At 69.5% G+C, this 12,102-nt stretch carries 8 protein-coding genes and 5 pseudogenes; 6 read left to right on the forward strand and 7 right to left on the reverse strand.

The window, feature by feature from the left end; all coding sequences use genetic code 11:
- Positions 1-170: 170 nt before the first annotated feature.
- Positions 171-950, reverse strand: a pseudogene (locus tag S1361_RS40165) (IS30 family transposase); the annotation flags it as partial.
- Between the two features lie 41 nt (positions 951-991).
- Here S1361_RS40165 and S1361_RS40170 point away from each other — a divergent pair.
- Positions 992-1,171, forward strand: a pseudogene (locus S1361_RS40170) (transposase); the annotation flags it as partial.
- 105 nt (positions 1,172-1,276) lie between these two features.
- Here the strand turns inward: S1361_RS40170 and S1361_RS00825 are convergent.
- Positions 1,277-2,257 (reverse strand): hypothetical protein, encoded by a 981-nt coding sequence (locus S1361_RS00825; RefSeq protein WP_208029938.1) that lies wholly within the window; start codon positions 2,255-2,257, stop codon positions 1,277-1,279.
- Positions 2,258-2,353: 96 nt separating this feature from the next.
- Here S1361_RS00825 and S1361_RS00830 point away from each other — a divergent pair, with 96 nt between their 5' ends.
- Both S1361_RS00830 and S1361_RS00835 read left to right on the forward strand, forming a co-directional pair.
- Entirely contained in the window at positions 2,354-2,704 is a 351-nt protein-coding gene (locus S1361_RS00830; protein WP_208029939.1) for a hypothetical protein, read from the forward strand.
- Positions 2,701-3,942 (forward strand): hypothetical protein, encoded by a 1,242-nt coding sequence (locus S1361_RS00835; RefSeq protein ID WP_208029940.1) that lies wholly within the window; start codon positions 2,701-2,703, stop codon positions 3,940-3,942. Before S1361_RS00830 ends, S1361_RS00835 begins: the two co-directional genes overlap by 4 nt.
- A gap of 797 nt (positions 3,943-4,739) precedes the next feature.
- Here S1361_RS00835 and S1361_RS00840 read toward each other — a convergent pair.
- The 3 genes and pseudogenes from S1361_RS00840 to S1361_RS38790 form a co-directional block, all read right to left on the reverse strand.
- Positions 4,740-5,456: a DUF1345 domain-containing protein gene (locus S1361_RS00840; protein ID WP_208029941.1), complete on the reverse strand. Its 717-nt coding sequence runs from the start codon at positions 5,454-5,456 to the stop codon at positions 4,740-4,742.
- A gap of 1,370 nt (positions 5,457-6,826) precedes the next feature.
- Entirely contained in the window at positions 6,827-7,777 is a 951-nt protein-coding gene (locus S1361_RS00845) for a YhjD/YihY/BrkB family envelope integrity protein (protein WP_208029942.1), read from the reverse strand.
- 141 nt (positions 7,778-7,918) lie between these two features.
- Positions 7,919-8,200: pseudogene (locus S1361_RS38790) on the reverse strand (hypothetical protein); the annotation flags it as partial.
- Here S1361_RS38790 and S1361_RS40175 point away from each other — a divergent pair.
- A pseudogene (locus tag S1361_RS40175) lies at positions 8,199-8,294 on the forward strand (IS5/IS1182 family transposase); the annotation flags it as partial. The pseudogenes S1361_RS38790 and S1361_RS40175 sit on opposite strands and share 2 nt — an antisense overlap.
- Before the next feature lie 537 nt (positions 8,295-8,831).
- Here S1361_RS40175 and S1361_RS00850 read toward each other — a convergent pair.
- Together S1361_RS00850 and S1361_RS00855 are read right to left on the reverse strand one after the other, a co-directional pair.
- The gene (locus S1361_RS00850) at positions 8,832-9,455 is read right to left on the reverse strand and encodes an HAD family hydrolase (RefSeq protein ID WP_208029943.1); all 624 of its coding nucleotides are present in this window, start codon (positions 9,453-9,455) and stop codon (positions 8,832-8,834) included.
- A gap of 58 nt (positions 9,456-9,513) precedes the next feature.
- A complete protein-coding gene (locus S1361_RS00855) occupies positions 9,514-10,764 on the reverse strand; it encodes an MFS transporter (protein ID WP_208029944.1) in 1,251 nt (416 codons plus the stop codon).
- 70 nt (positions 10,765-10,834) lie between these two features.
- On the opposite strand from S1361_RS00855, the gene S1361_RS00860 reads away from it, so the two are divergent.
- The gene (locus tag S1361_RS00860; RefSeq protein ID WP_208029945.1) at positions 10,835-11,596 is read left to right on the forward strand and encodes a DeoR/GlpR family DNA-binding transcription regulator; all 762 of its coding nucleotides are present in this window, start codon (positions 10,835-10,837) and stop codon (positions 11,594-11,596) included.
- Between the two features lie 227 nt (positions 11,597-11,823).
- Positions 11,824-12,100, forward strand: a pseudogene (locus S1361_RS38795) (IS701 family transposase); the annotation flags it as partial.
- Positions 12,101-12,102: the final 2 nt, after the last annotated feature.

Below are 12,102 nucleotides of genomic sequence, written 5' to 3' on the forward strand. Positions count from 1 at the left end.
CGCAACCAAGTGGTGACGACGAGCGGTGATGGCCGATTTCAAGGACAGCGCAACAGCGCGGGGTACCCGACCGGGCTCAGGCTTCGGTACAAGCGGGCCAAGAAGCCGTCCCAGATTGCCTGCCGGCGGCAGCCATGCTGGCAGTATCGCCCGTTTGGCCGCTTCCCTTGATCTCGGAAGTGTTCTGCCCGGTGTGCGCCGTCGGGTAGGTGGAGGAGCATCAGATAACGGGTGGAGCGTTCCACCAGCGTGCCGTTGGCCGATCGGTGACCGGGGCCGACGATGAGGTCTCCCTCCCAGTGGCCGGGAACTGACCGGTCAGCGGCCTCTGCCGGCCGTTCACTGATCATCCCCATCGGTGTCGCGAACCGTGGCTGGCACCTGGCTGCGTGCTGGTGAGGCTTGTGGCGGGCTCGTCCGGTGCGCAGAGCCCGAGCGAGTTCTCTGCGGAGTTCTCCGCGCCCCTGGACGTATAACGCCTGGTAGATCGTCTCGTGTGTCACACGCATCTCCAGGTCGTCCGGGAAGTCGCGCGGTAGCTGGGCGGCTATCTGTTCAGGACTCCAGCGTCGTGACAGACGTCCTTGAATGTAGTCCCGCAGTCGCGGGCTCTGGCTTCGGCCGTGGCCTGTGGGCATCGGCACGGGCCTGGGCCGCGTAGGGCCGGTAGGCCCACCGCATGACGTCACCACGCAGCGGGATGCCGCTGAGTGAGATAGCGGCTCGGAGCTGCAGGACCGGGCACAGGACGGGCCGGCGGGCGGAACCGCTGCTTGGCCACCCTGCCGTCGCGCCACTCGCGCCCCGTTCGTTCGTTGATGCCCACCAACCGGCAGGCTTCTGCATTGCCATAACCCAGGTCCACGAGCCGGAAGCCTTCCTCCCGCTCGCGGACCAGTCGTCTACGACCACCCAAAGCCTTGGTCCCGGTTCTTGCGGATCTCGAACATGGCACCCCTCAAGGAGAGGTGTTGCGACGACCGCTAGAACCCAAGGAAGCAAGCCGGGTTCCAAGATGCACATCATGTCGGACGCGAACGGACTGCCCCTCCTCGTCGGCGTCTCAGCTGGCAACACCCACGACAGCAAAGGACTGAAGCCCATGGTGGCGGGTCACCAAACGAGACACGACGCCCATCGTGGCCGCCACTTCAAGCCCCAGCGCCTGCACGCCGCCGAACTTCACAGCGAGTTGGCCACGGACCTCGTCGCAGACGCTCATATCACAACAACTAGCCACATCACGGGAAGCAACATCTTGATTCTCTGCGAGCTCTTAGTCCTCCTGCTCGGCGTATCGCCTCAGCTCGCGTAGGTGCTCCTCATCAACGGGCGAAAGATCCCGAGGCTTCAGCACCTCGAAGCGGTCGCCACCCATCCGGCGCTCGGAGGCGCTCGCGATGCGGACCATATGCCCCTTGCCGCACCCGGTGCATCCCAAGCTGACCATTCCGCCCGCCTCCTCGACCATCGTCAGCAGGGCAGACAGGAGCCGCAGCCGCGTTCCGCAGTCGGTGCACCGGCCGATGTGCTGGTCCTCGTACCCGGCGTAGGCCGAGGACCCGGCCGGCTCACAGCGCGCGTCCGCTTCCGCGGGCTCGTCGGCCCGGCCGGGCTCAACGGCTTCATCGAGTGCATCCGGTCCATCAGCCGGCCGGGATGCCCCGCAGGCTTCCTGGTCCGCACCAGGCGTGTCCCCGTCCGACCTGGCGCGCGCGTACGCCACCGGATCGATGGAGACGACGTACAGGTACAGGTCCTCCGTGACCTCCTCCGGCTCCTCCGGGAGGAAGACGTCGACATCACAGCAGTACAGGTGGGTGCCGCCGGACGACAGAGTCCAGGTGAGACCGCCCCAGTTCTGCATCCCCCAGTGCAGAATCCGGCGCCGGAAGGCGAGTTCGGGGTCCCAGTCGGGGTCCCGGTGGTCGATGAGCTGCTGCAGGAACACTCTGTCGTCCAGGCGGAACCTGAGGAGCAGCGATCCGTCCGTGCCGCGCACCTCCGGAATGAGGTCGTCCGACCACTCGGCCGCGACGAGTCGCAGGGTGGCCTCGGCGTAGGGATGGCTGCGGGCGGTACCGAAGAGGTGAGGACTGAACGGCGTGCTCTCCACCCGCAGTTCGATGTCGGCACCGACGTGGGCCCGGATCGCCTCGGCCTTGCTCCGCGTGAGCTCCGGGGCACCTGCCCGGACGGGCGAGGCCGAGTAGTAGAGGCGCGCGGCGGCATACCCTGGGATCTTCTCGGATCGCACGGACGCAAGGATACTTATCCAGCGACCTCCGGGCGGAGTATTCGGCACCGTGCCATACTGAACCACCGGCCGCCGACCGAGCTGACTGGGGGAAAAGTGACCGTCAAGGCCGACATCTCCTTACGTGTTCCCGCGTCCATGTCCCTCGAGGACGTTCTCGATGTGTTGTTCCACGCCGGTTCAGGACTCGTGCGCAACGAGACAACACCAGCTGTCGACAGTGAGTTGAACCTCGAGTTCGACACCTTGCTGAACGTCGGTTCGGTCGTGGTCGGTGCGGTCCAGGCGGCACTGTCCCTGACCCAGCTCGTCGAACGGGTCAGGCAGCGGCGGGCGCGCGACGAGTCCGACACGGCACCTGTCGAGGTCAACATCACAGTGGACGGCACCCGCTACAACATCGCCGATCTGACGTCCGAACAGATCAGGCGCCTGCTCGAGCCGTGACGCACACAGGCCGCATCGGCTCCCACGTCATCGGCGTGCCGGTGATCCTCATCCGTTCCGACGTGCTGGCCAGGCACAGACCGGAGATCTGGACCTCACAGGACGGCCCGCCCGCGGACCCAGAGAGAGAACGCCTGCTGGCCGAGGCCACGATTCTCCACGAAATTCGCCACTTCCACGACGCGTTGCTCTGCCCCCCGCTCTACGACCGCTTCATGGTCGAGGCCGAACGCAACTCGGTGGCCATGGCCGTCCTCGCCGACCTGTCGGAGAACGGCGAGCAGGATCCGGCAAGGAAAATCGGCGAAAAGCAACAGGCCCTCATCGACCTGCACCGCCAGACGGCTGCCGGCTTCCAGCAGCGCAACGCCGCGGCCTACGAGCCCGCCCGGATCCCCGGCATCGGGCCCACGATCACCTTGGGCGACCTGCTGGAGGCGAACGCCGTCGTCACCGAACTGGTCTTCCTCCAGGAGTCCTTCCGGCAACGCGGCCGCGGCGAAAGCGGATACGACCACTGGCTGTCCCTGTTGTCGGCCCTGCCGGCGAAGTACACCAAAGTCATCGGTCGCTTCCTCCGCACCCGGGAATCCTTCGACGAGGATCTCCAGCGGGTGTCCCGCGTGTTGCTGCGCTGTCTCTACCGGCCCGAGCCGTCGGCCGCCGCGCTCAACGAGCTGGTCGGCCTTCCGGAGCGGGAGATCGATGCCCTGTGCCGTGACGAGGTCATCGCCGAACAGCTCGCGCGGACGACGGAGCGCCAGAACTATGCACTGTTCACGATGTGGGAGCCCCGGCATGCGCCCAGGCGGGTGTTCACCAACGCCCGTGACATCGCCGACCTCCATGCCTGGTGCAGGGCCCGGATGATGGAGTCGGGGTTCCGGGTCGACACGTATCTGAGCAACATCCGTGACTTCCCCGTGCCCGCCACCGGGTTCTTCGCCGACGCAGCGATGGTCGCCGAACGCCGGCTCCCGTTCGTCCGCAAGTCGGACATCAGGGCGGCCTACGGCGACGCCTTCTCGCTGTCCAGTGTCAAGGATCAGCAGCGGCGGGCGACGCTCGCCTGCGGCTTCTTCCCGACCTTCGGGACAGCACCCTGCCTGGAACTCCAACGCGTCGACCTCATGCTCGGGCTCCGGTTCGGCACACAGGGGCTCTTCGGTCAGAAGGTCACCTACAACCACACGATGGACCAGGCCTATGTCATGACCTACCGCCAGTGGATGGAGTGAAACGCCCTGTGAACCGCCTGCGTGTTCTGAGGCGCAGTCGTGCCCAGGTCGTTGCCTCAGGGCCTCAGCGTGCGATGTCGTGCAGCCGCTCGAGCCGCTCCCGAGTCTTCTCGTCGGCCGGCATGTACGCGACCATGCGGGCGCCCGGGCGGCGCCGCTGGAACCGAGCTTGTCAGCGGCGCCTCCTACGGTCTTCACATGGGTATCACCTCGGCCTGGTCCATCAGCGCCCACGACGACGACTTCATCAGCGCTTTGGCTCCGCGGCTGCTCCCGCTGGGAACGCTGGTGCCGGGAGCCTCTGCCGGACTTCCGGACCTGGTGGAAGCCTTTCGGTCAGGTCTGCCGGAGGGAGGCGGACGCCTTGGACCCTTTCCTCGAGCCGACCGCTTCCGGGGAGCACGTGCAGAAGATGTACGACGGCCTGCCGCCCGACGAGGTCTTCTCACTGCTCACGGATGTGTGGGACCGAAAGAGCCGCCCGCACCCGACCCAGCTCGGCCTCGAGGTCCTCCACCCGCATCGCTGCGGCCGTCTGCCGCGCTTCCAAAACCGCCCTCGCCACCGCATTCGCGGCCACCACCCTGCTCGTGGCCGGGGTCTCGGTGTGCAAGCTGCTGCCAGGGCGCCGCTCCCACGCGTTCCTCATCGGCAGTCCTACCCCACCGCACCAGAACGGCTGACAGCGCGGCGACCGCACGAGCACCACGTGGTCGGAGCCCAGGCAATGGCCGAGGCCGCCGAGCCGTACCGTCCCCGCCACCGTCGTGAGGAGGAGGCCTGGGCCACGCGGCCGGTCAGTGCAGGATGCTGACGGCCCGGGCGATCACGAGGAGCGAGGTGAACAGAGCGGAAACGCTCTGGATACTCATCAGGAGCTTTGCGCGGGTCGACAGCGGCATCGTATCGGTCGGGCTGAACGCCGTGGAGTTCGTGACGGACACGTAGAGGTAGTCCACGAGGGTGGGGACCCAGTCCGACGTGCCGCTGGCGCCGTCGGCCACTTCCTGGATGGCGTCGTCGTTCTCGTCTTGCGAAAAGCGGAAATCCGCCAGGGGCAGGGCCGAGCGGGGTGCCTGGGTGCGGCTGACCGGGCCGCCGCGGTCCAGCTCCCAGTAGGCCAGGCCGAAGACGATGATGTTGGTGAGCCACACCTGCAGCGCCGCCACCAGCAAGGACCGGCCGTCCTTCACCCCGGCGTACACCAGCTCGTGGACCAGGATGACCAGCGCCACCAGATTGCTGACGGCGATGACCGCCACGAGCGTGAGGGAAAGCACCCGGAACGCCTTCGTCTGCCGGGTCAGACGCTTGGGGTTGATCGCGATCAGCGGAACGAGCAGCAGGCACTCCAGGGCGGGCAGCACGTAGCGCGGAGCCACCAGCAGCCGTTGCGGCAGGAACAGGTACAGGGCGATCGCGGCGAGCGTTGCGACGACCGCAGGCAGCCGAACTTCGCCCCTGCGTTCGTGACGGGGATGCCTGGTGCTCGCCTCCGCACGCGAACGTGCCATACCGACTGCTCCCTCCGGTCGCTGCCATTGACAGCACCACGACGCCTGCGTCCTTCAACGGTGCAGGCCACCGGGCACCTCCACCATCTACCCCGAGTACCGCTCTCCCCCGCCTGCCTGGTCGGGCGCGCGGGCCGACGGGGTGATGTCACGACGGCACCTTCATCCTCGGCCCCTGGTATGCGCAGGCAGCGCAGACGCCGTCGCTCACATCCCGACGGCCGTTAGTCAGCAGTAGATGTACTCTCGATCCACCACCTCGTCGATCATGGTCAGGTAGACGGCGTTGTTCCTGTCGAAGACTGTCCGCCGCTGAAGCCGTTCCCAGCCCGCAAAGGCAAGCGGCTGGCACCGGGATGGTGGGGGTCGGCCACCACCGGAAGGCTTGTGCACTACGGGTCCGCGGCGATGCGGCTGAGTCACCACCGATCTCGCACGCGGTCAGGAAGGTGACGTACTGCCGCAAGTCCCTGGGCACGGTGAGCGCGGTGGTGACGGCGTGGGGGGTGCTGCTCGGTACCTGCCCGCGGGTGACGGTCTCGATCTGCCGGCAGGTGGGGCGCCCCGCGCGGGACCAGGCGTCCCGCAGGGCCCGGCTGAGGTCGAGCTCGTCGTGGACGTACCGGGGCTTGGGCACGACCGTCGAGCGGCGCGCCGCCCGCTTGCCGGCCGATGGCCTCGGCCGCAGGGGAGTGCAGATGCCTGACCTCTGCGATGAGGCAGTAGTCCGCGTCCTCGGTCACGCATGCCTGCGCGTAGGCCTCGAAGACGTCGGCGCTGGCCCAGTGGCCGCGGGCGGCCAGGTTCAGGTGCGCCGGCGGGTAGTTGGCGCGAGTGGCGAGCTCCATGTAGGTCAGACCCACCGAGCGCCGCACGGACCGCAGGATTTCGGCGGCCCTGCCCATCGCGGGGATCGTGTGGTCGACCAGTGCTTCCGGACGTCCCATGGCGGCCTCAGCTCCCCGCCCCGGAGGCCAGGGCGGCCTTGAGCAGACGCCGCAACAGGCGTCCCACCGCCCTGGCGAATGCTCGCGGCGCCCAGAACCGCCACGGCGCCGCCGGCGGACAGCAGGACGGCGATGTCCTGCAGCCGGGAAGGGAGTAAGACCTGCGGCGTGCCCAGACCTGCGGCGTGCCCAGGCGAGAGCCGGCGGAGCGGCAACAACTCACTGCCGCGGGCCGGACCACTGCTGCAACCCCTGTGAGCAGGACCGGGGTCCACAACACCGTACGTGCTGCGTCGCTAAAGCGTTCCTTTTGCGTATGAAGTGCGTACGGGTGTCCGTCGAGGCCTACCGGTGCCGGCTGCGTGGGGGCCAGCGGAGGGCTGATTGTTGCTGCTCGGGGGACGCTAGTCGTTGGGACCCGGGTCAGGGACGCGCCGCCCCCTGCCGCAGGGTGGGCGGGCTGCCCAGGCGACGGGCCAGCCCCGGTTCTTCGGCCACGACCGCGCCCACGCTGATGCTGAGCGCGACGGCGACGCAGACCACGATCAGCCACGACAGCATCACGAAGACCGAACCCAGGGGGCCGTACTCGGCGAGGGTGCGGTCGAGCGCCCGCGGCATGTACAGCCGGGCGGTCACGGTCAGCGCGGTCAGGGCGGCCGCCGTGATCACCGCGCCGGGCAGCAGGGGTCTCCAGCCGATCAGGCCGCCGAGCAACAGGTGCTGGGTCCACCACCACAGGCCCGTCAAGCCCACCAGGGTCATCGGGATGCCCAGCCAGGGCCCGGCACCGAACCCCTCGTGCAGGGGACCTTGCATCATCAGGGCCGCCAGCCACAGCACGATCCAGGCCAGCCACCGCCACGGGGCGATCCTGGTGCCCGCCCGGGGGATCTTCCAGGCCCGTTTGCACAGCCGCTGCACCGCCCTGCTCATCGCGGTGGCCGACAGCAGCACCATCAGCCCGCCCACCACGCCCGTGGCCTGCCGCAGATCACCCGTCGCCGGCTCCAGGGCGTGTTCGAGTTCGCTGTTCACCGCGCCCGTGAGCCCGAACACGATGCGCAGGGACGTGACCATCTGGTGCCGTACCGGAGGCGGGGCGTAGGCGGCGACCACGAAGAGCAGCGGGACCGCGGTCAGGAAGGACTCCGCCGCCAGCCGGGTGGCGGAGTCGAAGATGTTCACCGACACCATGCGCTCGGCGAGGCGGGTGACGATCGGGAACCGGTCCTCCGCCCGGGTGTGCGCGGTCCGGGCACGGACGGCGATCCGATGGGTCCAGCCCCGCCGCCGGGACGCCCCGGCCCGCCGGCGCCGCGGACGGGGCCGGCTCTGCGGCGGCGCTCCTGAGCTCCGCGGCGTACTCGGCATGGCGTTGCTCCCTCCTGCCACCAGGGTGGGGGAAACAGCGCGCTCCAGCACGTCAGGTCTTCGCCGCCCACCCACCGACCGGCGTGGCCGAGTTCGGCGCCCGCCGCACCCGCACCCGCACCCGCCTGGGGGTGTCCACGTCACCAGGCGCAGTGCCACCGCCGCGATCCCCACCTGTACGCTCTCCCCCCAGGTCAGCTCCGAGGCGTCGGCCTCCATGCCGTCCCCGAAGACCACCATCCGGTCCGACTCCACGGTCGCCCGCAGCGCCCGCCCCCGTTCCAGCTCACCCGCGACCTTCGCCGTCCCGGTCGTTGGGGAGGGCCACGCCTCGCGCACGAACCACAGCAGCCGCGGATCGCGCGGCGCGGGCAGCACGGTGGTGCCACCGCGCTCCAGCCACAGCGAGCGCAGCCACCCAGTGACGTCTCACACGCAGGGCGTTAAAAGAGGGAGCCTCACGGGCCCGTCGCCGGTCGACCGGGGCCGGACCGTATCCAAACACCGCCTGATCACCTAAACCCACGCCGCGTCAGCTCAAGGCCGCCCGCCGGCCTCCCACGTCCTCTGCGGTTGGTGGCCTGGTCGGCGGGCTCCGCGATCGTCCACCAGATTCCCCGGCCCACTCGTGGTAGCCCGGTTGGCGCGGGAACAGTACGCCTTGTCGCCCCGCACACGCTGTGGACGCACACGGGAACGGCCGAGTCCAGCGCGGGGCACGGCTGCCGCCGACCGAGGGCTACGGCTGCCCCCACGTCACCGACTGGGTGGCCGACAAGACCCGCTGGTGTCTGAGCGTCGACACCCGTCAACAGTTTGCTGGCTCTGTTCACGATCGACAGCAGATGTTCACCAGTTTCGACCGCACCGTGGAACCTTGAGGAATCGAACAACCTGGGTGCCTCACCCGCTCGTGGATCAAGCCTGCGGGCCTGACGTCGGCGCCCCTCCCCGGGGCTTGGTGGCTCAGTGCACGTCCTCGGGTTGCCGACCTCGGACCCGGCCCGCTGCGTGAGCACCCTAAGGTCGCGTTCGGCTGAGGGAGCGACGTTGGTCACGCGGCGCGCGGTGGTAGCCAGGTGTCGATGGCCGCCGTCAGCTGATGGAGTTGGGTGAAGAGGTGTGTGTTCATGCCGAGGGCCTGGGCTGCGTGCACGTTCTCCTCGCGGTCGTCGACGAAAAGGAAGTCGGCCGGGGCGGCCCGCAGGGCGCTGACGCAGTGGTGGAACGCCGCCGGGTCCGGCTTCGCCGCCTTGATCTTCCCGGAGAAGGCGACGAGGACGAGGTTCCGCAGCCAGGGCTGCGCGGCGAGGAAGGCGTCCGCGTGGTCGGACGGGATGTTGGACAGCACTGCGACCTCGGCGCGGTCCCGCAGGCCCTGCGCGTAGGTGACCATGTGCTCGTCGACCCCGGACCAGCTGTCGATGTCGGCGAGCCGCAGCTCCTCGATCGTGTCGGTGTCGACGGGGCGCGACAGCCGTCGCAGGACGGTGGTCCAGTACGCGGCCGCGGTCTGCTGGGCGGCGTCGTAGGGCGGGCGGCAGGCCCAGTAGGCGTCGACGAAGGCGTCGGCGGGTGCGCCGCACCGGGCGGCCATCCGTTCCAGGGCGCCGGGGCGTTGGTGGCAGGCGATGACCCCGAAGAGGTCGAACAGCACGATGCGTCGGTCCGTGGACAAGGTGGGGGGCCTTCCTGGTCGGTGGTGCGGGTAGGCGGGGTGCCGGTGCGGCACGGTGTCAGGGTCGTGCCGCACCGGCGGTCAGCTGCTGGCGGGACGCCGGCTCGGGTTCCGGCTCGGACGTGGCGCCGGAGCCGGTGCGCAGGATGCCGGCGGCTATGGCGGTGGTGGCGCAGAGCAGGGTCAGCAGCAGGAATGTGTGGTTCAGCGCGGTGAGGTGGGTCAGCCAGCCGATGACGGCGGGTCCGGCGAGCATGCCGAGATAGCCGAGCCCGGCGACCCGGGAGACGTTCGAGCCGGCCGCGGCGGGGTCGGCGTGGCCGGCGGCGCTGAACAGCTGGGGGATGCAGCCCGACAGGCCCAGGCCGAACAGGGCCCAGCCCACGAACGCGGCCCATGTCGACGGGGCGAGGGCGGCGATCGTGATCCCGACGGCGGCCGTGGCCGAGCCGTAGCGCAGGACCGCCATCGCCCCGAACCGCGCGGCGACCCGGTCCGCGAGGAGACGACCGATGGTCATCGCCGCAGCGAACGTGCCGTATCCGAAGGCGGCGGTGCTTGCCGGAGCGCCGAGGACGTCCTTGAGGTGCAGGGTGCTCCAGTCGTTGGCGGCCCCCTCACACAGCATCGTCGTCAACGCGAGCGCGGCCAGGATCCAGATCCGCCCGGCGATGCCGCGCCGCCTGGCGGCTGGAGCCTGCTCGGCAGGAGTGGCGGCGACAGTGGCGGGTGTCCCGGGCAGCAGGCCGCGGGTCAATGCCAGTGCGATCACGATGCCGAGCGCGGCGGAGGCGCCGAGCGCGGCGACCGGGCTCATGCCGGCGTCGGCGGCGCCGGCCGCGGCGAGTGCGGCGATGACGCCGCCGACGGAGAAGGTGGCGTGGAAGGCCGACATGACGGGCCGGCCGTAGGCCTTCTCCACATGGACGGCGTGGGCGTTCATGCTCACGTCCAGACAGCCGTTGCAGAAGCCGAAGGCCAGCAGGGCCCCTGCCAGTGTCCACGGGTCGCGGGCCAGGCCGGGCAGGACCAGGGCGGCGCTGGCCAGGACCCCGGTGGTGGGGACCACTAGGCGTGTTCCGAGGCGGTCGGTCAGGGGGCCGACCACCTGCATGCCGGTGAAGGCTCCGAGCCCGAGCAGCACCAGAAGGCTCCCGAGGGTGGCGTGGCTGAGGCCCACCCGCGTCTCGATGGCGGGGATGTGGACCACCCAGGTGCCCATCAGGGTGCCGGCCAGGACGAAGTAGATGAAGGTCGCCGCGCGGGCGGCTCGTAGCGAAGGGTTCACACCACCAACCGTAACGAACATGATTGGTGTTTGAAAGCCTGCTTTTCGAACGCATTGAATGTTCGTTACTGAGTGGTGTTCAATCGCGGGTATGAGCAACGCAGACCGTCACTCCGTGATCGCGCAGGCCGTCAGGGAGTCGGGCCAGGTCACCGTCCACGACCTCGTCGCGCTGACCGGCGCATCCGAGATGACCATCCGGCGTGACCTCGACGTGCTCGCCGGCCAGGGCGTGCTCGAACGCGTCCGCGGCGGCGCGCGGACCCTGCTGCTGCGGGGCGAGGAGCCGCCCTTCGCGCTGCGCGCCCGCGAGGCCGTCGACGCCAAGCGCCGGATCGCCGCCGAGGTGTCCTCGCTCATCGCCGACGGCGAGAGCGTCCTGTTGGACAGCGGCACCACCTGCCTGGAGGTCGCCCGTCTCCTGCGCGAGCGGCCGGTCACCGTGATGCCCCTGTCCCTCCAGGCCATCCACGTCCTCAGCGAGCCCCCGGGCCAGGCCACGCTGATGGTGCCCGGCGGACGGCCCCGCGCCGCCGAAGGAGCCCTGACCGGCCCCCTCACCCTCGCCTCACTGGCCGCGCTGCGTTTCGACACCGCGGTCATCGGCTGCTGTGGCCTGAGTGCCACCGAGGGCCTGACCGCCTACGACCTCGACGACGCCGCGGTGAAGAAGGCGGGCATCGCCTCAGCCCGCCGCCTCGTCGTCGCCGCGGACGGCGGCAAACTCGGCCGCACCGCCTACGCCTTCGTCGGCCCCGCCACGCTCCTGCACACCCTCGTCACCGACCCCACCGCGCCCGCCCACGAGGTCGCCGCACTCGAAGGTTCCGGAACCGTCGTCAAAGCCGTCTGACGAAACGGCCGAGCCGCAAACCCTCGTCGATGACGAGCCACTCACCCGGGAAGCGAAGCGCAGCCCAGGCCAGAGTCGGACCAGCCGCATCGACCCGAGCAATCGACCAGCCCGACAAGGCCAGTGCTGTCGAAACTCGTGAACATCCGCTGTCGGAACTCGGGTTCTGATTCGCTTTCGTCGGTCGTCACCAATCTCGGCCGCTACCAGCTGCTGATCCGCCGCGACTGAACGAGCACCGGGTCCGCCGCTACCCCTCGTGGGCCCGCTGGGTCACCCTCGCGGTGCCGGCCCACGCCTTCCTCGCCGTCGTCCGCGCTCACGAACACGCACACCGACCCACGCCGGACGACCTGACCCCGATGTACCTGCAATGAGATCTGCCGCCCGTTCATCGCCCGTGTCGTCCGGCCCGTCCGCGACACGGTCCACCGGCTCGGCCGGTCCGACTGGCGCCGCCAGCAGACACGATCACGTACCAGTCACCACCGGCGGCAAGCCGCATC

Source organism: Streptomyces cyanogenus (genome assembly GCF_017526105.1).
Lineage (GTDB): Bacteria > Actinomycetota > Actinomycetes > Streptomycetales > Streptomycetaceae > Streptomyces > Streptomyces cyanogenus.